Here is a 26,055-nt window from a genome sequence, read left to right as displayed (position 1 = left end):
GGTTGTATTTTTTTCTCTATCTAAATGAAACGGAAAGCGGGGAAATCGTATGTTAACCGGCAAAACCATCGTGCTCGGCGTGACGGGTGGAATCGCGGCGTTCAAGGCGGCCAGTCTGTGCAGCAAGCTGGTGCAAAAAGGCGCAGATGTCCACGTGATCATGACGGAATCGGCGAAGCAGTTTATTACGGAGCTGACCTTTCAGAGTCTGTCCAAAAATCCGGTATACAGCGACACGTTCGATGAGCGCGATCCATCCGTTGTCTCCCATATCCATTTGGCCGATGAGGCCGACCTCGTTCTCATCGCACCGGCTACAGCCAATATGATCGCAAAAATGGCCCATGGTCTGGCGGACGACATGCTGTCGACGACGCTGCTCGCCACCGAGGCGCCGGTCATGATCGCACCGGCCATGAACGTGCATATGTATGCCCATCCGGCGGTTCAGGCCAATATGCGGCTGCTCGAGTCCCGGGGCGTGATGATGATCGAGCCCGGCGAAGGACTGCTTGCCTGCGGCTATGTGGGCAAGGGACGGCTGGAGGAGCCGGAAACGATCGTCCAGGTGGTGGAGCGCTTTTTTACGGCTCGCAATGAATCCGTACAAGGGCAGGGTCTGCTCCGCGGGAAAAAGGTCATCGTCACCTCAGGCGGAACGGTTGAACGGATCGACCCGGTGCGTTACATCACCAATGATTCTTCCGGGAAAATGGGGTTTGCCATCGCCAAGGCCGCCAAAGACATGGGCGCGGAGGTGCATGTCGTTTACGGCCATACGGACGTTGAGCCCCCTTCGGACGTGGACGCGGTGAAAGTCCAGTCCGCCGAGGATATGTACCGGGCGGTGCTGGAACATTGGGAGGACAGCGACCTGGTCATCAAGGCGGCGGCTGTCGCGGATTACCGTCCGAAGGTGACGGCCGCAAGCAAAATGAAAAAGTCGGGGGATACGATGACGCTCGAGCTCGTCAAAACGGTGGATATTCTGGAGGAGCTCGGCAAGACGAAGACAAAGCAGTTTTTGATCGGATTCGCAGCTGAGACGAATGATGTGGAGAAATATGCCCAGGATAAGCTGAAACGGAAAAACGCCGATCTGATCGTGGCCAATGACGTAACGGCGGAGGGAGCCGGCTTCAGATCCGATACCAACATCGTTCAGGTATACGATGCCGGCGGACTGGTCGAACAAATGCCCGTAATGACCAAGGACGAAGTGGCCCGGCGCCTGCTGACGATCGCTGCGGCCCGGATGAACGGGGCTTTGTCCTGATGGAGATGCGTGTGGCAAAGGTGATCGTCGACGTCCCGGTGCGTGATACCGACCGTCCCTTTGACTATCTCATTCCCGAATCCATGCGGGCATGGATCGAGGTGGGAAGCCGGGTAGGTGTGCCGTTCGGCCACCGCACGGTCCAGGGATTCGTGGTCGGCCTTGAGCCGGAGCCGGCGGCTGCCGGCATGAAGCTTAAGGCCATCCAGGAAGTGCTCGACGTCATTCCGCCGCTGTCCGAAGAGCTGGTTGAACTGGCCGGGTGGATGAGCCGCAGGTATGCCTGCCGGATGATTACGGCGCTTCAGGTCATGGTGCCTACGGCCCTCAAGGGCAAGGCCGAACGGTTTATCTCGCTCGGAACCCCGCAGCCGAAGGAGCCTGAGGATTTGTATTCCGGCGGCTTGTTCGAATTGGAACTGGAGCCTTCCGGGAGCGAGCGGGCGATTCTTGATTTCGTCGAAAAAAGGGGTGAGGTCACCTCCAAGCAGCTGAGCAGACAGTTTCCGGACAGCGCACCGGTGATCAAATCGCTGCTGCGCCGGGGCGTGCTGCAGGAAAACCAATCCATCAAGGACAAGCTGCAGATCAAGACGCTGAAAGCCGTCGATCTGGCGGTAACGCCGGACGAAGCTGAGGCCGCGCTGGCATCGTTCGCGCCGAAAGCACAGCGTCAGCGCGAGGTGCTGCAGTTTATTGTGGAAATGAAAGAGATGCTTCCGCTTGCGCTGAAGGATGTCCTGGCGACGCTGCAGGTGTCGGCCGCGACCGTGAAAGGGCTGGCGGATAAGGGTTACATTACGATTGAGGACAAAGAAGCGTTCAGGGATCCTTACCGGGGTCGCTGGTTTAAGCCAAGCGATCCGCTGCCGCTGACCGCGGAGCAGCAGAACGCCTATGACCGTATTGTCTCGGTGCTCGATGCGCAGCGGCACGGGGTGTTTCTGCTGCATGGGGTTACAGGCAGCGGGAAGACCGAAATCTACCTGCAGAGCATCCAGCGCTGCATTGCGCAGGGCCGGCAGGCCATCGTACTCGTGCCGGAAATTTCGCTGACGCCGCAGATGGTGGAACGGTTCAAAGGGCGCTTCGGCGACCAGGTCGCCGTTATGCACAGCCGCCTGTCGGGCGGGGAGCGCTACGACGAATGGCGTAAAATCCGCGAAGGCCGGGCTGCCGTCGCCATCGGCGCCAGATCGGCGGTGTTCGCGCCGTTTGCCAAGATCGGGCTCATCATTATGGACGAGGAACATGAAACGTCGTACAAGCAGGAAGAAAGCCCGAAATACCATGCCCGGGACGTGGCCGTCCAGCGGGCGATGCAGCACGGCGCGGCGGTCATTCTGGGCTCGGCGACGCCTTCGCTTGAGAGCTACCATGCCGCGAGATCGCAGGCGAACGACGAGTTTGCGCCAATGCTGCTCGAGATGAAGGCTCGGGCGCTCGGCAATGAGCTGCCGGGAGTACAAATCATCGATATGCGGGAAGAATTAAAAGAAGGCAACCGCTCCATGTTCAGCCGTTCACTGCATCAGGCGGTTGCGGCCCGGCTGGAACGCAAGGAGCAGACCGTGCTGCTGCTCAACCGGCGCGGCTACTCCACGTTCGTCATGTGCCGCAGCTGCGGCTACGTGGCCGGCTGCCCCGAATGCGACATTTCGCTGACGTACCATCAGAAATCGAACAACCTCCGCTGCCATTACTGCGGCTATGCCGAGCCGGCGCCGTCCGTGTGCCCGGAATGCGGAAGCGAGCATATCCGCTATTTCGGCACCGGTACACAGCGCGTTGAGGAAGAGCTTGCGAAGCTGTTTCCGGGGATCCGGGTGATCCGGATGGACGTGGATACCACGACGGAGAAGGGATCGCACGAGAAGCTGCTGAAGCAGTTCCGGGACAAAAAAGCGGACGTGCTGCTGGGCACCCAGATGGTGGCCAAAGGGCTCGACTTTCCGGACGTAACGTTGGTCGGCGTCATTACGGCCGACTCGGCGCTCAACCTGCCGGATTTCCGGGCCGCAGAGAAGACGTTCCAGCTGCTGACCCAGGTCGCCGGCCGCGCCGGCCGCCACCAGCTCCCCGGGGAGGTCATGATCCAGTCCTATACGCCGGATCATTATTCGATCATTCACGCCAGCGGGCATGACTACGATTCGTTTGTCCGGGAGGAGCTGAAGCATCGGCGGAACCTGCATTATCCGCCGTACTGCCGGCTGATTCTGGTCACGCTGTCTCATGAGCAGCTGCCGTTTCTTGTCCGGATGGCGGAGAACATGGTATCCGTCCTCCAGGGCAAAGCCCGGCAGAAGGGCTGGTATGGCAGCCTGGACCGGCTGACCTCGGACGCTTTTGACGTGCTGGGGCCGGTGGCATCTCCTGTGCCCCGGATAAAAAATAGATACAGATTTCAATGTATGATAAAATGGCGTGGGACCATCGACGCTGTCGGCCTGGTCAGGGAAGCCGCCGAGCAGCTCGAGGATACCGCGCAGAATCCGAAGCTTCAAATCAGTATCGATGTAGACCCGCAAATGCTGATGTAGCGTTCTTAAGCGGCGTACCGTCATCATATGGAATCATGGATGAATAACCAACAATGAATATTTGAACCCGATAAGGAAGGTGTCAGCATGGCGATCCGAATTATTGTGAAAGAACCGGATGAGGTTTTGCATAAAACCGCTAAAGAAGTGAAAGAAGTTACCCCTAATGTCAAAAAGCTGCTGAACGACATGGCGGACACGATGTACGACGCGGAGGGCGTTGGCCTGGCCGCGCCGCAGGTCGGCATTTTGAAGAGACTGATCGTCGTCGATGTCGGCGATGAGCACGGCCTGATCAAGATGGTCAACCCGGAAATCGTAGCCAAGGACGGCGAACAGTTCGGCCCGGAGGGCTGCCTGAGCATTCCCGGATTAAACGGAGACGTGCGCCGTGCCGAGCAGGTTACGGTGAAAGGGCTGGATGAGAACGGCAAGGAAGTGACGATTACGGGCACTGGCCTGTTGGCCCGCTGCTTCCAGCACGAAATCGATCATTTGGACGGCGTGCTGTTTACCGACATTGCAGAAAGAGTGTATGAGTATACGCCGGAACGCGCCGGAAAGGAGTAATGCCTGATGAATATCGTTTTTATGGGGACGCCCGCGTTTGCCGTTCCCAGTCTCCGCATGCTGCTTGCGGAGGGCTACAACGTCGTGGCCGTCGTCACGCAGCCGGACCGTCCACAGGGACGGAAGAAGGTGCTGATGCCGACGCCCGTCAAGGAAGTGGCGCTTGAGCACGGCCTGCCGGTGCTGCAGCCGCAGCGCATGCGCCATCCCGAAGCGGTAAACGAGCTCGCGGCTTACAAGCCCGACTTGATCGTTACGGCCGCTTACGGGCAAATTTTGCCTAAAGCGGTGCTGGATCTGCCGGCCAAGGGCTGCGTCAACGTTCACGGCTCGCTTTTGCCGAAATACAGAGGCGGGGCACCGATTCAGCGCTGCATCATCAATGGTGAGACGGTGACGGGCATTACGCTCATGTACATGGCCGAAGGGCTGGACACGGGCGACATGATCGCCCAAGTGGAGGTACCCATCACCGACGAGGATACCTCGGGAACGCTGTTCGAGAAGCTGAGCACCGCCGGGGCGGCGCTGCTCAAGGAGCAGATGCCGCGGCTGCTGGAAGGCGGCGTCCCGGTGACGGTGCAGGATGACTCGCAGGCTACATACGCCCCGAACCTGAAGCGTGAAGACGAGAAAATCGACTGGAGCAAGCCGACGCGTGATATTTACAATCAAATTCGCGGCCTGGTGCCTTTTTCCGGGGCGTTTACGTTCTGGAACGACGACGTGTTCAAGGTCTGGGGCTCCCGCAAAGGAGAGAAGGCCTCCAAGGAAGCGGCTCCGGGAACGGTGCTTCAGCTTACGCCGGAGGGCATTGAAGTGAAAACCGGCGACGGGGCCCTGTGGCTGACCGATATTCAGCCGAGCGGCAAGAAGGCGATGGATGCCGGGCAGTTTATCCGGGGAACCAGCATGACGCCCGGGACGGTGCTGAAATGAGCGGACGCGGAACCCAAGAACGGAAGGGCCGCCAGCCCTCGGCACGCGAACTGGCGATGGATATCCTGACGCGCGTGGAGCAGGAAGGCGCCTACAGCAACCTGCAGCTTAACGCTGCGCTGCAGCGAGCGAACCTGTCCCGCGAGGATGCCGGCCTTGCGACCGAGCTCGTGTACGGTCCGATCTCCCGGATGAACACGCTGGATTATTTCCTGAACCGCTTTGTCAGCAAAGGCGTGAGCAAGCTGCAGCCCTGGGTGAGAAGCCTGCTGCGGCTCAGTCTGTACCAGATCATGTACCTGGACCGCATTCCTTCCCATGCCGTGGTTAATGAGGCTGTGAACTTGGCCAAGCGCCGCGGCCACCAGGGCATTTCCGGCATGGTGAATGGCGTGCTTCGGAACGTGCTGCGCAGCCCCGACAAGCTGGTTCTGCCGGAAAGCCTCGGACCGGCCGAACGGATCGCGCTGGAGCATTCCCATCCCGAATGGCTCGTTCAGCGCTGGATCGGGCAGTACGGGGAAGAAGCGGCCGAGGCGATCTGCCGGGCGAACAACGAGCCTCCGGCCGTCAGCGTCCGGGTCAACACGACGATGATCAGCCGCGACGGCCTGCTTGGCGAGATGGAGGAGAAAGGCATGGACGCGGTGCCGTCTCCGCTTACGCCGGAAGGCATTCTCGTCCGCAGCGGGGGTAACATGGCCCTGACCGGCTGGTACCGGGACGGCCAGCTGTCCGTGCAGGACGAGAGCTCGATGCTGGTCGGGGATGCGGTAGGTCCCGAGCCCGGCATGAGGGTGCTCGACTGCTGTGCCGCTCCCGGAGGCAAGACGGCGCATATGGCCGAGCTCATGCGGGACGAGGGGAAAATCATCGCCAACGATCTGCACGAGCATAAGCAGAAGCTGATTCGCGAGCAGGCCGAGCGGCTCGGGCTGGACGCCATCGAGCCGGTAACCGGCGATGCGCTGGAACTGGCCGGACGGTATCCGGCGGCGTCCTTCGACCGCATTCTGCTGGATGCCCCATGCTCCGGCCTTGGCGTTATCCGGCGCAAGCCGGACCTGAAATGGGCCAAGACCCCGGGGGACATCGAGGAGATCGCGGCCCTGCAGTACCGGCTGCTGGAATCGGTGTCGGCTCTGCTCCGGCCCGGCGGCATTCTCGTGTACAGCACGTGTACGATCGAGCCGCGGGAGAACGAAGAGAACGTCGAGCGGTTCCTGCGGAACCACCCGGAGTTCGCCATAGCGCCGGAAGCGCCCCCTGCCTGGGAACGGCTGCTGGGCACGGCGCTGCCGCGGGGCGGCGGCGTGCAGATTTTGCCCCAGCATTTTCATAGCGACGGATTTTACATTGCACGGATTCAGAGACTCTCCTAAACTAGCGGACCGCCCGCACGGGCAGCCGCTGCTTCCTGTAACCCGCCGGGCGCGAGCTTGGCGGGTTTTCTCTTTTACCGCTACTTTTATTTGTGTTAAAATAGGAAGAATGAGAAACAATAAGCATATGAATGAAAAGACAGGTGTGGTGAAGATGAAACCTTTTATATATGATTTGAATTTGGAAGACCTGCAAGATTGGGCGAAGGAAAACGGCGAGCCCGCGTTCCGCGCCGGCCAGATTTTTGACTGGCTCTACGTCAAACGGGTCAACAGCTTTGACGAAATGACGAACCTCTCCAAGGAGCTCCGCAAAAAGCTGGACGACCAGTTCCAGTTTGTGACGCTGCAGGAAATTACGAAGCTGGAATCTAAGGACGGAACCGTCAAGTTTCTGTTCGGCCTGCATGACGACCATGCGATTGAAACGGTCATCATGAAGCATAGCTACGGCAACAGCATCTGTGTCACGACCCAGGTCGGCTGCCGTATCGGCTGCACCTTTTGCGCCTCGACGCTGGGCGGTCTGAAGCGGAACCTGGCGGCCGGGGAGATCGTGGCCCAGGTGGTGCAGGCCCAGAAGATTCTGGACGAGAAAGGGGAGCGCGTCAGCAGCATCGTCATCATGGGCTCGGGCGAGCCTTTTGAAAACTATGAAGCGACGATGAAGTTCCTGCGTATTATGATTCATGAAAAAGGACTGAACATCGGGCAGCGGCATATTACCGTCTCCACGAGCGGCATCGTGCCGAACATTTATAAATTCGCGAACGAGGACACCCAGATCAATCTGGCGATTTCCATTCATGCGCCAAACGATGTGCTCCGCTCGAAGCTGATGCCCGTGAACCGCCGTTATCCGTTCGAGGATGTTATGGAATCCCTTCGCTATTACCTGGCCAAAACAGGCCGGCGGATTACGTTTGAGTACGCGCTGATCGGCGGTGTTAACGACCGTCCGGAGCATGCCCAGGAGCTGGCGAACGTGCTCAAGGATATGCTGTGCCACGTCAACCTGATTCCGGTCAATCACGTACCGGAGCGGAAGTATGTCAGAACGTCCCGTAACGATATATTCCAGTTTCAACGGGTTCTCGCCGATAGCGGCGTGAACGTGACGATCCGCCGCGAGCAGGGCCACGATATCGCGGCTGCCTGCGGACAGCTGCGGGCCAAGCACATGGAGTTGAGGTGAGAGGAATTTGATCAAAACTGTTCATGTCAGTAACGTTGGCCGGGTTCGCTCGGTCAATGAAGACTCGGTATGGGTCGGCCAGCTGCCGCAGGGCTATACCCTCGGGATCGTCGCTGACGGCATGGGAGGGCATCAGGCAGGCGATACGGCCAGCCGGCTGGCCGTCGAAACCATGACGGGCGACCTGTCCTCGCTAGAATCCGGCATTTCGCCGGAAGGCCTGAAGGCCGCGCTTAGCGACGCCATCCTGCACGCCAATGATGTGATTTATACCGAGGCCTCCAAACACGAGGAATTTTACAATATGGGAACGACGGTCGTGGCCCTGCTCCTGAGCGGGGAATCCGGCTACATTGGACATATCGGCGACAGCCGGGCCTACAAGGTTGCCGGCGGCGAGGTCGTCCAATTAACGGAAGACCATAAACTGGTGTATGAATTGTACAAACGCGGACAAATCAGCCTGGAGAACATGAAAGTCCATCCGATGCGCAATGCGATTACGCGCGCGCTTGGAACGGACGCCGACGTGTCCGTGGACCTGTATCCCATCTGCCTCTCCCCCGGAGAGGTGCTGCTCTTGTGCAGCGACGGCTTAAGCGATCTGGTCAGCTCCGAGCACATCGGGCAAATATCCGGAAACCGCGAGCTGCCGCTGGAAGAAAGAGCGGACCGTTTACTTCAACTGGCACTTCTCGCCGGAGGCGATGACAACATTACCGTCGCCCTGTTCGAACTTCAAGACGAAGTCGCCGGGCAAAGCATAAAGGAGTGGGATTCATGATCGGACACGAATTGGGCGGTCGTTATGAGGTGATCGAGCGGATCGGTGGCGGCGGAATGGCACTCGTTTACAAAGCTCATGATATTTTATTGGGCAGGAACGTAGCCATTAAGGTGCTGCGCCAACAGTTTGTGCACGATGAGGAATTTATTCGCCGTTTCCGCCGGGAGGCACAGTCAGCGGCTTCGCTATCGCATTCGAACGTGGTCAGCATTTATGATGTGGGCCAGGAAGACGACATTCATTATATCGTTATGGAATACGTCGAGGGACATAATCTCGACGAGATCATCAAGGAGCGGGCTCCCCTGCAGGTGGACGAAGCGGTGCGAATCGCCTCACAGATTTGTGACGCGCTGGATCATGCGCATCAGAATCAAATCATCCACCGGGATATCAAGCCGCATAACATTATGATCGGCCGCAACGGCCGGGTAAAGGTAACGGATTTCGGAATCGCCCGTGCCGTTACGTCGACGACAATTACGCAGACGGGTTCGGTGGTCGGATCGGTACATTATTTTTCTCCGGAGCATGCCAAAGGCGTGGTGACCGGGGAAAAGTCGGATTTATATTCTCTTGGTATCGTACTGTACCAGATGCTGACCGCACGTCTGCCGTTTTTGGGGGAGAGCCCGATCAGCGTGGCGCTTAAGCATCTTCAAGAGGAGTTTGAGGAGCCGCGTGAGGTGAATCCTCTCATTCCGCAGAGTGTCGAGAACATTATTCTGAAATCGATGCGCAAAAATCCGCAGGAGCGTTACCAGTCGGCCAAGGAAATGCTTCAGGACCTGGAGACCTGTCTGCTGCCGGAGCGCCGGAATGAGCCGAAGATCGAGTTTGACGATATGGACGATGAGGATCGGACCCGCGTCATTCCGGCCATCAAGCCACAGCCGCGCTCCATTTCGAGAGCGAAAGCGCAGGCCGTGGAGGACGATGACGAGGCGGACGAGCCGGCGGTCGGCAAAGGCAAGCCAAAGAAGAAAAAGTCGGGCAGGGCGGCGCTGTGGATCAGCTTAACCCTGGTCGTTCTATTGGCTTTGGGCGGTGTGGTGTGGTACGTCAACCAGAAGCTGGTCGTGCCGAATGTCACCGTGCCGAGCGTCATTAACATGACCGAGGATCAGGCGCGCAAAGCGCTCAGCGACAAGGGGCTGCTGGTGGAAGATCCGGTCATCCGGAAGTACAACAAGGACTTTGGCGATGGCATCGTCTATAAACAGAGCAGGCCGGAGGGCACGGTCGTCAAAGAAGGCGCGGCGATTCAGCTGACGGTGAGCACGGAGAAGCCGAAGGTACCGATGCCTGACGTCAAGGGTTATACGTTTGACGATGCGAGAAAAGCACTGAATGCCAAGGGCATTAAAGACGATAACATCAAGAAGAAAGAGGAATTCAGCGACAATGTTGAAAAGGGACTGATCATCAGTTCTGACCCTGGAGCTAACGATGAAATCGATGTGGATAACCAGGAGATTACCCTGACGGTCAGCCAAGGCCCAGAAACCGTAAAAATGCCCGATTTGATCGGCAAGACACTGCAGGAGGCACAGGATCTTCTAACGCAGAAGAAGCTGAAGCTGCTGCGGGTCGTCGAAGAAGACAGCTATACGGTGGAAAAAGGGAAGGTCATCAAGCAGTTCCCGTTTGACCCGAATACCCAGGCCACGCCGAACGCCGAAATCACGCTCACGATAAGCAAAGGCTACCCGGTGGATGCCCTGAACTATACGCTGAACCTGCCTGTGGCTCCGGTCGAGGAAGGCAAAAATACGAAAATCCAGATCAAATACTCCGACGCCCATACCGAAGGCAAAACGGTCGATTGGGGAACGAAGACCGTCCAAACGACGCAGGTGCTGCCGATCGAACTGGTGGTCGATCCGAACAGGGACGCCGTCGTCACGGTGCTTCGCGACGGACAGGTGTTCGATACGTATTCGGTACGGTACACCGATGTACAGAACGGCACCGTGCCGCAGATCGAGCTCCCGGCCATGGGAGGCGAGGATCCCGGCGATCCGGGCCATGAGGGTGATCCCGGTGATCAGGGAGATTCCGGCAACGGGGATGGTCAAGGAGCAGACGAGACCGGATTTCTGAACGACCACCCGGGGAAGGGCAAAGGCAAGGACAAGGGTAAGGGGCCCGACACCGAAAACGTCATTTACAGATAACCAACGTGTCATTCGGACATATTGAATAGATGTCAAAGTTAGTTAACTTTTAACAATCATATTATCTCCGGCCCTGCCTCATCGGCAGAAGCCGGAAAGAAAGAGAGGCCTTGCAATGTATGCCTGATGGAGTAATCGTGAAAGCTCTGAGCGGATACTACTATGTCAAACCGCTGGAGAACGGAAAAGCCGTAGGAAGCGCCGAAGCCGTACAGTGCCGCGCGCGGGGGATCTTCAAGAAGAGAGGCACCTCTCCGCTTGTCGGGGACCATGTGGTGTACTCCCTTACCGAGAATGGTGAGGGGATGGTGGATGAGATCAAGCCCCGCCGATCCGAACTGATCCGCCCGCCCGTTGCCAATGCGGAGCTTGCGGTCCTGCTGTTTTCCGTTCGTGAACCGGATCTCAACCTGTCCCTGCTTGACAAATTTCTGGTCCATATTGAGCATTCCGGCCTGGAGACGATCATTTGTCTCACCAAACAGGATCTGCTTGCCGCGGATACGGATGCCCAGGACCCGGTAATGGCTGTCAAGGAGCTCTATGAGCGGATCGGCTATGAGGTTCTGGTTACGAGTTCACGTTCCGGCCTGGGAAGCAGCGAGCTGAAGGAACGCCTTACGGGCGTCATCAGCGTGTTTTCGGGCCAATCGGGCGTCGGCAAGTCCTCGCTTCTGAACCGGCTCGTTCCCGGACTTTCCCTCGAGACGAGCGCCATCAGCATGAGACTGGGGCGCGGGAAGCATACGACGCGCCACGTGGAGCTGATCGAGCTCGATAACGGCGGGTTTGTCGCCGATACACCGGGGTTCAGCCAGCTCGATTTCCTGGAGCTCGGCGTCGAGGAATTGTCCACCTGCTTCCGGGAATTTGCGCCTTATGCGGAGCTATGCAAATTCCGCGGCTGCAGCCATACGCACGAACCGGGCTGCAAAGTCATTGAGGCGAAGGAGAGCGGGGATATCGCATCAAGCCGCTACGAGCATTATGTGCAGTTTTATACGGAAATGAAAGAAAAGAAGCGGAGGTATTAACACGATGATTAAAATCGCACCATCGATATTGTCGGCGGACTTCGCCAAACTGGGTCAGGAGGTTGCCGAAGCGGAGAAGTCCGGAGCCGACTGGATTCATGTGGATGTCATGGACGGGCACTTTGTGCCGAATATTACGCTGGGGGCGCCGATCGTCAGCGCTATTGCCCCCCACACGACCCTGCCGCTGGATGTGCATCTGATGATCGAGAATCCGGAGCGGTACATCCCGGATTTCGCCAAGGCGGGAGCGGCTTTCATTACAGTGCATGCGGAAGCCTGCACGCATTTGCACCGCGTTGTGCATATGATTAAAGAGCTGGGCGTAAAGGCGGGGGTTGCCCTGAATCCGGGCACACCGGCGTCTGCGATCAGCGAAGTGCTGGAGGATCTGGACCTGGTGCTGGTCATGACCGTTAACCCGGGCTTCGGCGGACAGGCGTTCATTCCGCGCACCGTTCACAAAATCCGCCAAATCCGCCAGCGGCTCAACGAACTGTCGCTGTTTAACGTCCATATCGAAGTGGATGGCGGCATTACGTCCGAGACGGCGCCGCTGGTCACCGAGGCGGGTGCCGACGTGCTGGTGGCGGGAAGCGCCGTGTACGCACAGCCTGACAGAGCTGCTGCCATTTCGGCCATTCGCCGCAGCGTCGGGGGAAAATAATTTCATGAAATTCAAAGACGCGCTGTATCTGACTTTGGCCAGTATCGGAACAGGCCTGTTACTCGGTATATTTTCCATTCTGAAATCGCCGTTTAATGCCATCGCCTCGCTGATTGCGGTGGTGCTGGCCATTTATTATTTCCGGAAAAACGAACGCAAGGGATTAAGGATCGGCTACGTCATCTTTTCGATCCTGTACTACCTGCTGTTTATCTTTATGCTGTCGGTCTACCAATTTTATCAATTGTCTCCGGCTTCAGCTTGAGGCTTAAGGCATAGGGCGTGCTCTTTGAGCATACATATGGTTACATGAGTCAAGGTTCTCATGTAACCTTTTTTTTGTTCCGTCTTAACATTGATCTGGTTCAGGGCATACCATACCGTGATGACATGAGAATGATGGGGAGGGTGAGATATGAAATTTTATACGTTTAAGCTGCCAAAGTTTTTGGGAGGATTCGTGAAGGCTCTTTTAAACACGTTTCACAAAAGCTGATCTTGATACCCTTTGGTATGCCGCTTGCACAACCGTAAACGGCTTCGCCTTATTGAAGATCATAGAACATACAAGGTTCAGCGGAGCTGAACGATTCTATGATCGCAAGAAAAACTTCTGCTTCACGCGGTCTGTCTTCCCATGAGAGCGCATCAATAGACGTTTTTCTTACAGGCGGAGCTCACGTTTCGCGGATGAAATATAAGGCCGGTATAAGAACACAGGCGGATTGACCCTTATATTTCAAAAAAAACCTCTGACAGATGCCAGCGGCATGGCTGCCAACTGATACCGGCCAAAGGCATTAAAAAAGCACCTGCTGGAAACTAGGTGCTTTTTGCTTATATGTCATTACTAAACGCGGGTAACTTTACCTGCTTTCAACGCGCGAGTGCTTACATAAACGCGCTTCGGTTTGCCGTCAACGAGGATACGAACCTTTTGAACGTTTACACCCCAAGAACGACGGTTACGGTTGTTAGCGTGGGATACGTGGTTACCGCTGCCTGGTTTTTTGCCAGTCACATAACATTTGCGAGACATAGATTACACCTCCTTAGCTCCAAACACCTGCATAAAACAATACTTGTATATTTTATCATAGCAAAAAATGCTTCGTCAACCGCCTGCAAAAACATTTATTTCTGGGGTGTCTTATAGTACAATGTTGATTAGCCCATACTATTTTGAGATGGGATCAATTAACATTTATTTTTTTGAATAGGATTATCCGAAAATTGGACGAATGGCGAAACGAAAACGTGCATTGATTCGTATTTATAAGGACGCCAATGGCTTAGGGATCAAGCTAGGAAGGGGATTTATCATTGAGTAAGCGTTCTTTGAATGGAACTGATTTTACCGCTATGGTTCTGGCTGGGGCGGAACAATTGCAGCAGCATGCCGAGCATGTCAATTCATTGAATGTGTTTCCGGTACCTGATGGTGATACGGGCACGAACATGAATCTGACGATGGGTGCCGGTGTAGCAGAACTGAAGAGAAACAATTCGAATTCGATCGGGCACAGCGCAGGCGTGCTGTCCAAGGGACTGCTCATGGGCGCGCGGGGGAACTCCGGCGTGATTACCTCCCAATTGTTCCGGGGCTTTGGACGCTATGCCGCAACCTATGATGAACTGAATGCGGTTCAGTTCGCGCAGGCGCTGCAGACCGGAGTTGACGCAGCTTACAAGGCGGTGGTCAAGCCGGTGGAGGGCACGATCCTGACGGTTGCGAAGGAAGCCGCGAAGCATGCAGTATTTTTGGCACGGCGAACACCGGATATTACGGAGCTCATGGAACAGGTGCTCACCAAAGCAAAAGAAACATTAGCCCAGACTCCGGAGATGCTCCCTGTCCTGAAGCAGGTGGGGGTTGTCGATTCGGGGGGACAAGGTCTGGTTTATATTTACGAGGGATTTTTGCAATATTTGCACAGCGTCAGCGAAGGCGGCTATGACTACCAGTCCTTTGCGGCACCGAGTGCGGTACAGCCCGCCCAGGATCAACCGGCGGCAGCAAGAGCCCAGGTTAAGCCAGCGCCCGTGGCGACAGAAGTGCCGGATATTGCGCAGTCCCGCCTGGAAACGGAAGACATCGAATTTTTATATGATATGGAATTTTTCATTAACCGGAAGTTAGGGGATGCGGCAGGTACGCATTTCGACGAGGATCAATTCAGGAAAGCGTTGTCAATGAACGGGGATTCGATTATCGTCATTGCCGATGACGAGATTATCAAGGTTCACGTGCATTCCAAAGCACCGGGCGAGGTGCTGAATTTGGCACTGCGTTACGGTGAAATTACCCAGATTCATATTCTGAATATGCGCGAGCAGCACCGGGATCTGCTGTCGGCCGGGATGGACATCGCGCCGATGCCGGAGGTTTTTGCCGACATTCCGGTCGAATCGATGGATCAGACGCCGGAAGAGGCGCCCGCCGAGCCGCCGGCCGATGAACTGGCACCTTACGGGTTTATCGCTGTGGCCTCCGGACAGGGTATTGCGGACATTTTCAAGAGCCTGGGCGTCGATGTCGTCCTCTCGGGGGGCCAGACGATGAACCCGAGCACGGAGGACTTTGTGAACGCGATCGCGTCCATTTCCGCGCACCATATTTACATTTTGCCGAACAACTCCAATATCGTGCTGGCCGCCCAGCAGGCGGGAGAACTGCTTGAGGGCGAACGCAGCGTGAAGGTCATTCCGAGCAAGACGGTGCCTCAGGGCATTGCCGCGGCATTCGCCTTTTCGGAGGAAGATTCCGAGGAGACGAATACGAGCAGCATGCTGGAAGCGATCGGCCGGATCAAGTCGGGTCAAGTGACCTACGCCGTGCGCGACTCGCAAATCGATCAGCTGGATATTAAAGCCGGCCAGTTTATCGGCATCGAAAATTCGAAGATCGTGACGGCTGCCGAAGGTCTTCTGCCTGCATGCCAGGAGCTTTTGACCAAGATGCTGGAGAACGGGGACGAAATTGTGACCATTCTCGCCGGGGAAGAGGCGAACCCGGAAATGACGGGCGAGTTGGCTGCGTGGCTGGCAGAGCAGTACCCGGATGCGGAAATTGAAGTGCATCAGGGCGGACAGCCGCTGTACTATTACATTTTTTCAGTGGAATCTTGAAGAGCAGCCTTGGGACCGAAAATCGAAGTTTGAATGAAAATGAAGGAGGCCCCATTCGATGACCCAACCGGTAATTGTAACGGACAGTACGGCCGACATACCCGAGGATATCGCGAAGCAGCATGACATTCACGTCGTTCCGCTCCGGCTGATGTTCGGCGAGGATACCTTTGAAGACGGCGTGGATATTTCCGCCGAGGTGTTCTACAAACGGCTTGTCCAGTCCGAGCAGCTTCCGACTACGTCGCAGGCTTCTCCAGCAGATTATATGCAGGTTTATCAAGAAATTATGAACGAATATCCGGGCTCGCCGATTATTTCCTTTCATATTTCTTCCGGGCTGAGCGGCACGTATCAATCGGCCACGATTGCCAAGTCCATGCTGGAGGGTGACCCGGATATTACGATCGTCGATTCCAAATCGGCGTCCTACGGATTCGGCCTGCTGGTCGTGCATGCAGCCAGACTGGCTGCCGAAGGCAAAACTGTAGAGGAGATCGTGCGTTCCGTTGAAGAGGTACGCAGGCAGCGCAAGCTGTATTTTCTCGTGGACACGCTGGAATATTTGCAAAAGGGAGGACGAATCGGCAAGGCGGCGGCCATGATCGGCAACCTGCTGAACATCAAGCCGATTCTGTCCATTGACGAAGAAGGCATTATTTATGCGGTGGAGAAGGTCAGAGGCCGCAAGAAGGCGCTGGCCCGGATCCTGGAGCGTTTTCGGGAGGATTTGGGCGGCGTTCAAAACATCAATGTGGCAGTGGGCCATACGGCCGACCCGGCTTCAGCCGAGCCCGTGCTTGAGGATCTGTCGCGGGACTTCCGGCTGCAGGAGGTCGTTCTGACGAACATCGGACCGGTCGTCGGAACCCATGTCGGGCCCGGGACGCTGGCCGTGTTTATATGGCCCGCTTAAATGAGGGATAACCATGAGCTTGAGTCTTGAACAAATATCGGTACGGCAGGTCCGCGGCGTGAGCGCCCTCAAGGAAGGGGAGCTTCACGCCTTTGGCATCTTTACGGTGAAGGATTTGCTGGAATATTATCCGTTCCGGTACGAGGATTACCGGCTTCGTTCGCTGCAGGACGTGAAGGACGGGGACAAAATTACGATCCAGGCGAAGGTGATGGGCGTTCCCGTACTGCAGCGGTACGGGCGAAAGTCCCGCCTCAGCTGCAAAATGATGGCTGAGGAATGGATGTTCACCGCCACCTGGTTCAATCGGCATTTTCTGAAGGATCAGCTGACCTCCGGGCGCGAAATCGTGCTCGTCGGCAAATGGGACCAGCGCCGTATGCAGCTGACCGTGTCGGAATCGGAGTTTCCGGACCAGGGGGCATGGCGCAGCGGTACGGTGCAGCCGGTCTATTCGGTCGGGGGCAAGATTACGCAGACCTGGATGCGCAAAACGATGACCCAGGCACTCGAGCAGTACGGGGAAATGATCCCGGAAATTTTGCCGGAGGAACTGCTGCGGAAGTACCATCTGATGCCGCGGAAAAAGGCGATCGCCACGATCCACCAGCCCCAGGATACCGGGGAAGGGCAGCAGGGGCGCGAGCGGATGGTCTATGAGGAGCTGTTTCTGTTTCAGTTGAAAATGCAGGCGTTCCGCGCCCTGAACCGGGAGCGGATGGACGGCGTCGTCCATACGGTGGACAACAAAACGATGCGCGAGTTCGTGCGCAGCCTGCCGTTCGAGCTCACCGATGCGCAGAAGAAGGTCGAGCTCGAAATTTTGCAGGACATGCGCTCGCCGCACTGCATGAACCGGCTGCTGCAGGGAGACGTCGGCTCCGGCAAAACGGTGCTGGCCGCGATCGCCTTGTACGCGTCGGTGCGTTCGGGCTATCAGGGCGCGCTGATGGTGCCGACCGAAATTTTGGCCGAGCAGCATACGCGCTCGCTGCAGAAGCTGTTTGAGCCGTTCGGCATCACCGTCGGCCTGCTGACCGGCAGCGTTACGGGGCGCAAGCGCAAGGATCTGCTCGCCTCGCTGCAGATGGGCTTGACCGACATCGTCGTCGGAACGCATGCCCTGATCCAGGAGGACGTGTTTTTCCGCAAGCTGGGCGTGGTGGTTACCGACGAGCAGCACCGTTTCGGTGTCAACCAGCGCGGCATTCTGCGGCGCAAGGGGTATAATCCGGACGTGCTGACGATGACCGCGACGCCGATCCCGCGGACGCTGGCGATTACAGCGTTCGGCGACATGGATGTGTCCACGCTGTCAGAGCGCCCGAAAGGACGGATTCCGATCACGACGTACTGGGTCAAGCACAATATGCTCGACCGGGTGCTGGGCTTCATCGCCCGCGAGGTGGACCAGGGACGCCAGGCGTACTTGATCTGTCCGCTGATCGAGGAGTCGGACAAGCTGGACGTGCAGAACGCGATCGATCTGCATGTCCAAATGCAGCAGGCGTTCCCTTCCTACAAGGTGGGCCTGCTGCACGGCCGTATGACGCCGGCCGAGAAGGAGGAAGTGATGCGGGCCTTCTACGAAAACGAGGTGCAGCTGCTCGTTTCGACCACGGTCGTCGAGGTCGGGGTGGACGTGCCGAACGCGACGCTGATGGTCATTATGGACGCGGACCGTTTCGGCCTGTCGCAGCTGCATCAGCTTCGGGGCCGTGTCGGACGTGGTGAGCACGCTTCCTACTGCGTGCTGATCGCCGATCCGAAGTCGGAGGTCGGTCAGGAGCGCATGAACGTCATGACCGAGACGGACGACGGCTTTGAAGTATCCCGGCGCGACCTGGATCTTCGCGGACCAGGAGATTTCTTCGGCACGAAGCAGAGCGGTCTGCCCGAGTTCCGCCTGGCGGACATGGTCAGCGACTTTGCCGTGCTGGAGCAGGCGAGGGATGACGCCGCCCGGCTGGTGGCGGATCCGGCGTTTTGGACCTCCCCGGCGTACGGGCCTCTGCGGGACTATTTGCAGCAGGAGCAGATTTTTCAAGGAGATTTGGTCGATTAGGTCAGTGGACAACCCCTCCCGTCATATACTTAGTTGGACTGCATTAGACGGGAGGTGCCAATATGGGTTATCAGCAGTACGGAATCAGCCCCCAATTGGTCGCACGGATCAAGCTGAAGATGAAAAATCCGGCCACCAAGGAGCGCATTAAAAAATTGATCGAAGGCGTAAACAAACAGGACCTGCAGGATCCGGCCAGGGTACAGCGGCTGGTCAAGTCGGCATCGTCCATCCTGAACGAGAAGCTGACCGGCGCCGAGGAAGGACAAATCGTCCGGTTTGTGATCGCCCAAAAGATCGATCCCAATAATACGTTCCACCTGATCAAGTTGTGGGGAATGTTTCGCTAAAAAAGCATACAAGCGCTTAGAATGCAGCCCTCCGGGAGAAACCCGGGGGGCTTTTTTTTGTATTCAAAGCAGGCAGCAGCGAGACCTGCCAGAACTCCTTGACGTATTAGGCTGTCAGGTGTTTTGCGGACTCTCTTCCTTTGAAAATCAATGCGGCGGTTGTGATGGAAACCGCGAGGTTCGTCCTAGTCATTTGGTCGCAATATGACGTCTGATGTCAGATATTGCGTTTGAAACAGAGAAATTTTGGGTAACTGATTCGAAGTGGTCTTCTTTATTGCATCCACAATATTCATAATTGGAGGGATCATGTTGCCAGGACTGAAATTGGGGAAGAGCAGCAAGCCGGCCCGGTCGAAAGAACCGGATGAATCCCGGCGGAAATTTTTGAAAGCCTCGGGAATGACGCTTGGCGGTCTGGTCGTCGGCGGTGTGTTCGGGGGCGTCCTGACGGACAGTCTGGAGAAAAATCAGGCCCCCAAGACGGCGCCTGCCGACAGCAAGCCTGAGGCTTCACTGCAGGACGCGCTGATGTTCTTTAACCAGGAGCAGTTTAAAATGACCGAAGCGGCGGCCGAAAGGATTTATCCCGAAGATGAGAACGGTCCCGGCGCCAAGGCGCTGGGCGTCGCTTTTTTTATTGATCATCAGCTCGCAGGACCATGGGGGTATAACGCGCGGGACTATATGATGGGTCCTTTTGTCCAGGCCCAGGCAACGCAGGGGGAGCAGTCGCGGCTGAAGCGCAATGAGATGTTCACGCTGGGCCTGGAAGGACTGAAGAGCTACTGCCAGCAAAAGCACCAAAAGGCTTTTACGGAGCTTGAGGGCCAGCAGCAGGACGAAGTGCTGACCGCCATGGAGAAAGGGGACAAATTCCCCATGCGCGGGGTGACGAGCAGCAGCTTCTTCAACATGCTGAAAAATTTGACGATCGAGGGCGTATACGCCGATCCGCTCTATGGCGGCAACCGGAATATGAACGGGTGGAAGATGCGGAATTTTCCGGGCAACCAGATGAGCTACGCCCAGCAGATTACGAAGGAAGGGCTGGTCCAGATCCAGCCGAAAAGCCTGCAGGCTCACATGAGCGAATAAATTTCACAGATATAAGGGGACATCAGAATTGGCCAAATTACCTAAAGTACCAGTAGTTATTGTTGGAATGGGCTGGGTCGGCGGCATCATTGCGGCCGAGCTGACCAAAGCGGGCGTCCAGGTCGTCGGACTGGAGCGCGGAAAAAGCCGGAGTACGGAAGATTATTTCATGGATCATGATGAGCTGCGGTATGCGCGGCGTTTTGAACTGATGCAGGACTTGTCCAAGGAAACGATCACGTTCCGCAATACGGAATCGATGAGGGCGCTGCCGATGCGCAGCTATGGCTCCTTCCTGCTGGGGGACGGGCTCGGCGGCGCCGGATCGCATTGGAACGGGCAGACGCACCGCTTCCTGCCGTATGACTTTGAGATTTACAGCCAGACGGTCGATCGGTATGGAAAAGGCAAAATTCCCGCCGGCATGCAGCTGCAGGACTGGGGAATCACGTATGATGAAATCGAGCCGTATTACGACAAGTTCGAGCAGATGGCCGGCATTTCCGGGGAATCGGAAGCGAACCCGATGCTTGGCAAACGGTCCCACCCGTTTCCGACGCCGCCGATGAAAAAAACGCCTATCCTGCAAAGGTTCGAGGAGGCTTCCAAAAAGCTCGGGTACCATCCGTACATGATCCCTTCGGCCAACCTGAGCGAGAACTACAAAAATCCGGACGGCGTCTCCCGTGCGGCCTGCCAGTACTGCGGATTTTGCGAGCGGTTCGGCTGCGAGTACGGCGCCAAGGCGGATCCGGTCGTGACGGTGATCCCGACGGCGATGGCCACCGGCAAGCTGGAGGTGCGTACGTTCTCAAACGTGACCGAAATTCTCCATGACGGCAAAAAGGCGACCGGGGTCGTGTACATCAACACGGTAACCGGGGAAGAGGTGACCCAGCCGGCGGACGTGGTCATTCTCGGCAGCTTTGTGCTGAATAACGTGCGCCTGCTGCTGAGCTCCAAGCTCGGAACGCCCTATGACCGGAAAACCGGCCGGGGAACGATCGGCCGGAATTATGCGTATCAGGTCAACTCCGGGCACGCGGTCGGCTTTTACGATGATGAGGAATTCAGCACGTTCATGGGCGCCGGGGCGCTCGGGATGGAGTTCGACGACTTCAACGGGGACAACTTTGACCATTCCGATTTGAAGTTTCTGCACGGGGCGGGCATCCGGATCAGCCAGAACGGCCTGCGCCCGATCGAAAACAATCCGGCGCCGAAGGGCACGCCGACCTGGGGCAAGGAGTGGAAGAAGACCACACTGAAATATGCTAACCGCGTGCTGACCGTAGCGACGCAGGGGGCAAGCTTGCCCTGGAAGCACCACTATTTGGATCTCGATCCGACCTATAAGGACATTTACGGCAAACCGCTGCTGCGGATTACGTTTGATTTCGAAGATCAGGACCGTGAGCTGACGAAGTTTCTGGCAGACAAGGCCGGTGAGGTCATGAAGGAGATGGGTCCTTCCCATGTGGAGGTCAAGGACAAGCTCGATCCGTACAATATCGTTCCTTACCAATCCACCCACAATACCGGGGGGGTCATTATGGGCGCGGACCCGGAAACGTCGGCGGTGAACAGTTATCTGCAGATGTGGGAAGCGGAAAACGTGTTTGTGGTAGGTGCTTCGGCATTTCCGCATAACAGCGGCTACAATCCGACCGATACCGTCGGCGCGCTTGCCTACCGGGCGGCGGAAGGGATTCAGAAGTATTTGAAACAGGGAGGCATGCTTGTCTGAACTGGCAGTGCTGTCGGGTTTCGGGCTACTGTGTGACGGTCATGCAACTTCAAAATGGAAAAGGAGGGATCGGCCATGCTTTCGACGATCGGAATACCGGGGCTGCTGCTGTTGCTGCTGCTCGTCCTGCTGCTGTTCGGGCCGTCCAAGCTGCCGCAGCTCGGCAAGGCGGTGGGAACGACGCTTCACGAATTCCGCAGCTCTGCGCGGCAACTGACGGAAGAGGATGAGGAGAAGCAAGATGCGGGGCGCCGCCAGGAAGGATAACAGAACCACATACTTATTTATTTTAAATGGAGGGATTTAACATGAAAAAATGGATGCTGATGGGACTTACACTGCTGCTGGTTTTTGTGCTTAGCGCCTGCGGAAGCAGCGGCGGAAGCGGGAGCGGCTCGTCGGACGAGTCTTCGTCTTCCGGCGGCTCTGACGGCGTGAAAGAAATTAAGGTGACGGCGTCAAACTTTAAGTTTGAGCCATCCGAGATCAAGGTCAAGAAGGGCGAAAAAGTCAAAATTACGCTGGAGAACAAAGATGGAAACCACGGTCTGGCTATTCCCGATTTCAACGTGGACCTGCAGAAGCCAAGCTCGGCAGAATTTACCGCCGATCAAGCAGGTGAGCATGAGTTCCACTGCTCCGTCATGTGCGGTGCCGGCCACAGCGATATGAAAGGGACCCTGATTGTTGAATAAATTGACTTGGCAGATGATGGAGCACCGGACTGCCTTCTGACGACACAGGAGGCAGAATCGAGAAAGCGCCGCCCAGCCGGACCGTAAAGGTTCGCGCAAGGCGGCGCTTTTTTTGCATATATACGGTTACGCGCCTTCCGGCACCCGTTCGATGCAATCGGGCGTATCGTTTTTAACCGAATTGACCGTCCTTGCGACCGGGTAAGCTTCCATTTCCTCGGCAGGATAGGGCACCAGCAGCTTCTGCAGGGCGTTCACGTCTGTTTGCCCGCGGTCCAGCCAGGCCATTTCGTCCTCCGGGCGCAAAATGACGGGCATCCGGTCATGGATCGGCGCCATCAGTGCATTGGGCCCGGAAGTGATGACCGTGCAGGTGCTCAGCTTGCTGCCGTCCTCCTGCAGCCAGGTGTCGTAGAGGCCGGCCATGCTGAAGATTCCCCCACCCCGGAGGGTAATCCGGTAAGGGACTTTGCCGCTGTCGGTTTTCATCCATTCATAAAATCCGTCGGCGGGGATCAGGCACCGCTTCCTCGCAAAAGGCAGCTTATAGGCCGGCTTGTCCGCCAGCGTTTCGCTTCTGGCGTTGATCATCCTGCTCCCCATGCTGCTGTCCTTGGCCCAGGACGGGACCAGTCCCCATTTAAGCTGACCGGCGCGAAGGCTGCTTCCGTCATGAATGACCGCCAGTACATTCTGCGCCGGAGCGATATTGTAACGGGGATGAAAGTTCAGCGCAAGCTCAAGCTCATAGCGCAGCATCAATTCTTCCATCGACACGGTCAGTGTATAACGGCCGCACATCAGGCACTCCCCCTTTTGTGGAATGATCGTTGTAAACAGTGTACCGCGGGATGCCGGTTTACGCCAGCCTGTCTGCCAGCAGCAAGGGAAGGCTGTCAAAAAATACATTTGCATAGAGAACATGTGTTTGGTATATAATACGAATATACGTTCGCTTACCGAGTGAGCATGCTTCGTGGAGAGGGAAGCGGCCCGGATCGTTTTTTTCGACGAGCGGTCTTTAGGGAGCTGGAGCTTCTCGGAGCTGCCCGGCCCAAACCGGTTTAACGAAATGCCAAAGTGGATGTGGAGGGTGTGTGCGCTTGAGCAGATCAAAGGAGAGAATTATATTTTTGGCCGATTGTCAGAGCTTTTATGCAAGCGTAGAGAAGGCGGATCATCCGGAGTATAAAGACAGGCCGCTCGCCGTTGCCGGAGACCCGATGCGCAGATCGGGCATCATTCTTGCCGCATGCCCGATCGCCAAGAGCTACGGGGTATCGACCGCCGAACGGCTGGGGGAGGCGCTCAAGAAGTGCCCGGATCTCGTCATTATGCGTCCAAGAATGCAGCATTATATCGATGTCTCGCTTCAGATTACCCGGATTTACGAGGAATATACCGATCTGGTCGAAATATTCAGCATCGACGAGCAGTTTCTGGACGTGACCGGCAGCCTGGCTCTCTTCGGCGACCCCGTGAGCATTGCCAAGTCGATCCAGCAGAAGGTGATGGAGGAGACGGGAGTCTGGGTACGGGTCGGCATCAGCTCGAACAAAATTTTGGCCAAAATCGCCACCGACATTTGGGCGAAGAAGAACAAGGAGGGCATTTTTATACTGCCCAAAGCCGACATCGAGAAGAATCTGTGGCCGCAGCCGGTCCATAAAATGTTTGGAGTGGGCTCGCGCATGACGGCCCATTTTGCCAAGCTCGGCATGACGACGATCGGGGATGTGGCGAGAACGCCTCTTCCCCAGCTGAAGGATAAATTCCGGGCGCGGTTCGGCAAGCAGTCGGATATCCAGGCCGAAGTGATGTGGCGCACCGCCAACGGCATGGACGACAGCAAGGTGACCCCGGAAACGTTCGACAAGCCTCCCAAATCGGTCGGGCATATGATGACGCTGCCCCGGGACTACGCCATCCCCAAGGAGGTCGACACGATTCTGCTGGAGCTGACGGAAGAAGTATGCCGCGACTGCCGCCGGAAGGGATATATGGGTTCGGTCGTCACGGTCAGCTGCATGTGCAGCCCTTATGACGCGCCGACAGGCTTTTCCCGGCAAATGAAGATGCCGGATCCCACGAACAACACGAACAAGGTGTATGAAGCCGTAAAAGCGATTTTTTATAAGCACTGGGACCGCATGCCCGTTAGGCGCGCCGGGGTCATGCTGAGCGAGCTCAGCGACGACCGGAATTACCAGCTGACGCTGTTTGAAGACCAGGAGCGGCTGCGGGCTCTGGAAAAGGCGACGGACCATATCAAGCAGCGGTACGGCAGCATGGCGATCGTAAGAGCCTCTTCCCTTACGGGCGCCGGCCAGGCGGCGGAGCGGTCCATGAAAATCGGGGGGCATTATAAATGAGCAAGAAGCTTGAGAATAACGGGATTTGGGAATCCAGCCGCATGATGCTGCCACAGCACCGGGAGGAACTGCTGAAGCGGCGCTCGCAGCAGCCGGAGGAGCACCGGCCGCCCCGCAGGGAGGACCTGGAGCTGATGCGGGACAGAATCCTGCTGCCGGTCATGATATCGATTGTGAAGAAGCGGATCCAGGCGATCGAGGCGTCAAGCGAGGCTTTGAAACACCTTTATTCGAAGGTGGCCCAGGTCCTGCTGCAGGACATCCAGAAGGATTTGTCCAAGGTGGAGCAAACCATGCTCGATGAGCGCATCGATCTGACCCAGGAGGGAAAGGACACCCAGATGATCTGGTACCGGTATTCGTTTCATGGGTATGAGGATACCTTCACGATCACGCGGGATTATATGCGCACGGAGGTCAGCGTAAGAATCGGACGGTACTCGGACCGGCTGATTACGGCATTGTACGCCCGTCTGCAGGATCATAAGCAGAAATAACCGAATGGAGCCCGTTGTCTTGTCTGGGAGACAACGGGCTTTTGGCCGTGTCGTACCTGGGCGAGATCAGGATCGGCGGACATCCAGGCCGCTGTGGCCATAACGATGGAAAGGAAGCGTACAGCAGAAATTACCAGGTTCAGCCGCCGGGATTCAGGGTAGGTATGGGAGTGGAACGCCCAGGAACGGAATGGGGCCTGTTTCCTATTTTGGAAATCCGGGGGATCATACGTTTTGCAATTCGGCGGGAAAAAGGCCGCCAATGGTAAATTTCAACAAATTGCGATTTTAAAAAAAGCCCCCATATCGATTGATTTTTGAAAAACCTGCCCGATGATCCTAGTCAAAAAGGAACGGGGGAACGGGGAGGAAGGACCACAAAAATGACCGAAAAGTCTGGTAATTGAAATCCAGTAAATGGAATGATTTGGTGAAAAAAAGACAGGAGGTCCTACCCGGGACCACGTTCTCATTTTTGTAATGTGACATAAATTGGCAAACGTTGATGTGACGCGGTTTTTCGCTGTCGCTTTATCGGACTATGGTATCAATTTTGTAATCTTTATGGATAAAGCTGTTAAATAGACCACAACTTTAGCAATTTTGAGGCGTATAA

General features: G+C 56.5%; 24 protein-coding genes. 22 read left to right on the top strand and 2 right to left on the bottom strand.

Translation table 11 applies throughout. The features are described from left to right. The first annotated feature begins 49 nt into the window (after window positions 1-49). From coaBC to spoVM, 12 genes are all read left to right on the top strand, one after another. Window positions 50-1,276 (top strand): bifunctional phosphopantothenoylcysteine decarboxylase/phosphopantothenate--cysteine ligase CoaBC, encoded by a 1,227-nt coding sequence (gene coaBC / locus BCV73_RS18335; RefSeq protein WP_089548139.1) that lies wholly within the window; start codon window positions 50-52, stop codon window positions 1,274-1,276. Window positions 1,277-1,281: 5 nt separating this feature from the next. Next, on the top strand, window positions 1,282-3,819 hold the full coding sequence (gene priA, locus BCV73_RS18330; protein ID WP_089550311.1) for a primosomal protein N': 2,538 nt from the start codon (window positions 1,282-1,284) through the stop codon (window positions 3,817-3,819). 87 nt (window positions 3,820-3,906) lie between these two features. Continuing rightward, entirely contained in the window at window positions 3,907-4,389 is a 483-nt protein-coding gene (gene def, locus BCV73_RS18325) for a peptide deformylase (RefSeq protein ID WP_076169936.1), read from the top strand. 6 nt (window positions 4,390-4,395) lie between these two features. Then, the gene (gene fmt, locus BCV73_RS18320; RefSeq protein ID WP_089548138.1) at window positions 4,396-5,328 is read left to right on the top strand and encodes a methionyl-tRNA formyltransferase; all 933 of its coding nucleotides are present in this window, start codon (window positions 4,396-4,398) and stop codon (window positions 5,326-5,328) included. Continuing rightward, a complete protein-coding gene (gene rsmB / locus BCV73_RS18315) occupies window positions 5,325-6,710 on the top strand; it encodes a 16S rRNA (cytosine(967)-C(5))-methyltransferase RsmB (RefSeq protein ID WP_076169938.1) in 1,386 nt (461 codons plus the stop codon). Before fmt ends, rsmB begins: the two co-directional genes overlap by 4 nt. 154 nt (window positions 6,711-6,864) lie before the next feature. After that, a complete protein-coding gene (gene rlmN, locus BCV73_RS18310) occupies window positions 6,865-7,905 on the top strand; it encodes a dual-specificity RNA methyltransferase RlmN (RefSeq protein WP_089550310.1) in 1,041 nt (346 codons plus the stop codon). Window positions 7,906-7,912: 7 nt separating this feature from the next. Further along, on the top strand, window positions 7,913-8,689 hold the full coding sequence (locus tag BCV73_RS18305; RefSeq protein ID WP_089548137.1) for a Stp1/IreP family PP2C-type Ser/Thr phosphatase: 777 nt from the start codon (window positions 7,913-7,915) through the stop codon (window positions 8,687-8,689). Continuing rightward, entirely contained in the window at window positions 8,686-10,869 is a 2,184-nt protein-coding gene (pknB, locus tag BCV73_RS18300) for a Stk1 family PASTA domain-containing Ser/Thr kinase (RefSeq protein ID WP_089548136.1), read from the top strand. Before BCV73_RS18305 ends, pknB begins: the two co-directional genes overlap by 4 nt. A 119-nt stretch (window positions 10,870-10,988) precedes the next feature. After that, window positions 10,989-11,903 (top strand): ribosome small subunit-dependent GTPase A, encoded by a 915-nt coding sequence (gene rsgA / locus BCV73_RS18295; RefSeq protein ID WP_076169941.1) that lies wholly within the window; start codon window positions 10,989-10,991, stop codon window positions 11,901-11,903. 4 nt (window positions 11,904-11,907) lie between these two features. Further along, window positions 11,908-12,570, top strand: a complete 663-nt coding sequence (gene rpe, locus BCV73_RS18290; RefSeq protein ID WP_089548135.1) for a ribulose-phosphate 3-epimerase — start codon at window positions 11,908-11,910, stop codon at window positions 12,568-12,570. 4 nt (window positions 12,571-12,574) lie between these two features. Next, entirely contained in the window at window positions 12,575-12,835 is a 261-nt protein-coding gene (locus BCV73_RS18285; protein ID WP_076169943.1) for a hypothetical protein, read from the top strand. 150 nt (window positions 12,836-12,985) lie between these two features. After that, complete coding sequence (gene spoVM, locus BCV73_RS18280) at window positions 12,986-13,066, top strand: stage V sporulation protein SpoVM (RefSeq protein WP_036707696.1); 81 nt, start codon at window positions 12,986-12,988, stop codon at window positions 13,064-13,066. Between the two features lie 354 nt (window positions 13,067-13,420). Here the strand turns inward: spoVM and rpmB are convergent, their stop codons facing one another. Further along, window positions 13,421-13,609 carry a 50S ribosomal protein L28 gene (rpmB, locus tag BCV73_RS18275; RefSeq protein WP_047910965.1) on the bottom strand — a complete coding sequence of 63 codons (189 nt, stop codon included), beginning with the start codon at window positions 13,607-13,609 and terminating at the stop codon, window positions 13,421-13,423. 284 nt (window positions 13,610-13,893) lie between these two features. On the opposite strand from rpmB, the gene BCV73_RS18270 reads away from it, so the two are divergent. From BCV73_RS18270 to BCV73_RS18235, 8 genes are all read left to right on the top strand, one after another. Then, window positions 13,894-15,699 carry a DAK2 domain-containing protein gene (locus BCV73_RS18270; RefSeq protein ID WP_089548134.1) on the top strand — a complete coding sequence of 602 codons (1,806 nt, stop codon included), beginning with the start codon at window positions 13,894-13,896 and terminating at the stop codon, window positions 15,697-15,699. A 58-nt stretch (window positions 15,700-15,757) separates the two neighbouring features. Continuing rightward, complete coding sequence (locus BCV73_RS18265; RefSeq protein WP_089548133.1) at window positions 15,758-16,615, top strand: DegV family protein; 858 nt, start codon at window positions 15,758-15,760, stop codon at window positions 16,613-16,615. A gap of 13 nt (window positions 16,616-16,628) precedes the next feature. Next, window positions 16,629-18,680 (top strand): ATP-dependent DNA helicase RecG, encoded by a 2,052-nt coding sequence (gene recG / locus BCV73_RS18260; protein ID WP_089548132.1) that lies wholly within the window; start codon window positions 16,629-16,631, stop codon window positions 18,678-18,680. Between the two features lie 62 nt (window positions 18,681-18,742). Further along, the gene (locus BCV73_RS18255) at window positions 18,743-19,030 is read left to right on the top strand and encodes a stage VI sporulation protein F (RefSeq protein WP_076169947.1); all 288 of its coding nucleotides are present in this window, start codon (window positions 18,743-18,745) and stop codon (window positions 19,028-19,030) included. A gap of 312 nt (window positions 19,031-19,342) precedes the next feature. Then, window positions 19,343-20,128, top strand: coding sequence for a gluconate 2-dehydrogenase subunit 3 family protein (locus BCV73_RS18250; protein WP_256992892.1), 786 nt, complete (start codon window positions 19,343-19,345; stop codon window positions 20,126-20,128). 67 nt (window positions 20,129-20,195) lie between these two features. Next, the gene (locus tag BCV73_RS18245; RefSeq protein WP_076169949.1) at window positions 20,196-21,875 is read left to right on the top strand and encodes a GMC family oxidoreductase; all 1,680 of its coding nucleotides are present in this window, start codon (window positions 20,196-20,198) and stop codon (window positions 21,873-21,875) included. A 75-nt stretch (window positions 21,876-21,950) separates the two neighbouring features. After that, on the top strand, window positions 21,951-22,142 hold the full coding sequence (gene tatA, locus BCV73_RS18240; RefSeq protein WP_076169950.1) for a twin-arginine translocase TatA/TatE family subunit: 192 nt from the start codon (window positions 21,951-21,953) through the stop codon (window positions 22,140-22,142). 41 nt (window positions 22,143-22,183) lie between these two features. Continuing rightward, window positions 22,184-22,570, top strand: a complete 387-nt coding sequence (locus BCV73_RS18235; RefSeq protein ID WP_076169951.1) for a cupredoxin domain-containing protein — start codon at window positions 22,184-22,186, stop codon at window positions 22,568-22,570. A gap of 126 nt (window positions 22,571-22,696) precedes the next feature. On the opposite strand, the gene BCV73_RS18230 is transcribed toward BCV73_RS18235, so the two are convergent. Next, window positions 22,697-23,371 carry an SOS response-associated peptidase gene (locus tag BCV73_RS18230; protein WP_089548130.1) on the bottom strand — a complete coding sequence of 225 codons (675 nt, stop codon included), beginning with the start codon at window positions 23,369-23,371 and terminating at the stop codon, window positions 22,697-22,699. A 302-nt stretch (window positions 23,372-23,673) separates the two neighbouring features. On the opposite strand from BCV73_RS18230, the gene BCV73_RS18225 reads away from it, so the two are divergent. Then, entirely contained in the window at window positions 23,674-24,942 is a 1,269-nt protein-coding gene (locus BCV73_RS18225; protein ID WP_089548129.1) for a DNA polymerase IV, read from the top strand. Next, window positions 24,939-25,439, top strand: a complete 501-nt coding sequence (locus BCV73_RS18220; RefSeq protein ID WP_076169954.1) for a YhjD family protein — start codon at window positions 24,939-24,941, stop codon at window positions 25,437-25,439. The genes BCV73_RS18225 and BCV73_RS18220 overlap by 4 nt, the downstream gene beginning before the upstream one ends. The last annotated feature ends 616 nt before the right edge of the window (window positions 25,440-26,055 follow it).

Origin of the sequence: Paenibacillus sp. SSG-1, from assembly GCF_002224835.1 — a bacterium.
GTDB lineage: Bacteria > Bacillota > Bacilli > Paenibacillales > Paenibacillaceae > Paenibacillus_AQ > Paenibacillus_AQ favisporus.
The sequence above is the reverse complement of the archived record's forward strand: the minus strand, read 5'-3'. Positions and strand labels throughout refer to the sequence as shown.

Excerpts from the sequence above, each read along its gene's own strand:
- BCV73_RS18230 (WP_089548130.1), bottom strand. The coding sequence starts at position 23,371 with ATGTGCGGCCGTTATACACTGACCGTGTCGATGGAAGAATTGATGCTG.
- rlmN (WP_089550310.1), top strand. The coding sequence starts at position 6,865 with ATGAAACCTTTTATATATGATTTGAATTTGGAAGACCTGCAAGATTGG.
- priA (WP_089550311.1), top strand. The coding sequence starts at position 1,282 with ATGCGTGTGGCAAAGGTGATCGTCGACGTCCCGGTGCGTGATACCGAC.
- rpmB (WP_047910965.1), bottom strand. The coding sequence starts at position 13,609 with ATGTCTCGCAAATGTTATGTGACTGGCAAAAAACCAGGCAGCGGTAAC.
- fmt (WP_089548138.1), top strand. The coding sequence starts at position 4,396 with ATGAATATCGTTTTTATGGGGACGCCCGCGTTTGCCGTTCCCAGTCTC.
- BCV73_RS18245 (WP_076169949.1), top strand. The coding sequence starts at position 20,196 with ATGGGCTGGGTCGGCGGCATCATTGCGGCCGAGCTGACCAAAGCGGGC.
- BCV73_RS18220 (WP_076169954.1), top strand. The coding sequence starts at position 24,939 with ATGAGCAAGAAGCTTGAGAATAACGGGATTTGGGAATCCAGCCGCATG.
- BCV73_RS18235 (WP_076169951.1), top strand. The coding sequence starts at position 22,184 with ATGAAAAAATGGATGCTGATGGGACTTACACTGCTGCTGGTTTTTGTG.
- BCV73_RS18255 (WP_076169947.1), top strand. The coding sequence starts at position 18,743 with ATGGGTTATCAGCAGTACGGAATCAGCCCCCAATTGGTCGCACGGATC.
- rpe (WP_089548135.1), top strand. The coding sequence starts at position 11,908 with ATGATTAAAATCGCACCATCGATATTGTCGGCGGACTTCGCCAAACTG.
- BCV73_RS18285 (WP_076169943.1), top strand. The coding sequence starts at position 12,575 with ATGAAATTCAAAGACGCGCTGTATCTGACTTTGGCCAGTATCGGAACA.
- tatA (WP_076169950.1), top strand. The coding sequence starts at position 21,951 with ATGCTTTCGACGATCGGAATACCGGGGCTGCTGCTGTTGCTGCTGCTC.
- def (WP_076169936.1), top strand. The coding sequence starts at position 3,907 with ATGGCGATCCGAATTATTGTGAAAGAACCGGATGAGGTTTTGCATAAA.
- spoVM (WP_036707696.1), top strand. The coding sequence starts at position 12,986 with ATGAAATTTTATACGTTTAAGCTGCCAAAGTTTTTGGGAGGATTCGTG.
- rsmB (WP_076169938.1), top strand. The coding sequence starts at position 5,325 with ATGAGCGGACGCGGAACCCAAGAACGGAAGGGCCGCCAGCCCTCGGCA.
- coaBC (WP_089548139.1), top strand. The coding sequence starts at position 50 with ATGTTAACCGGCAAAACCATCGTGCTCGGCGTGACGGGTGGAATCGCG.
- recG (WP_089548132.1), top strand. The coding sequence starts at position 16,629 with ATGAGCTTGAGTCTTGAACAAATATCGGTACGGCAGGTCCGCGGCGTG.
- rsgA (WP_076169941.1), top strand. The coding sequence starts at position 10,989 with ATGCCTGATGGAGTAATCGTGAAAGCTCTGAGCGGATACTACTATGTC.
- BCV73_RS18265 (WP_089548133.1), top strand. The coding sequence starts at position 15,758 with ATGACCCAACCGGTAATTGTAACGGACAGTACGGCCGACATACCCGAG.
- pknB (WP_089548136.1), top strand. The coding sequence starts at position 8,686 with ATGATCGGACACGAATTGGGCGGTCGTTATGAGGTGATCGAGCGGATC.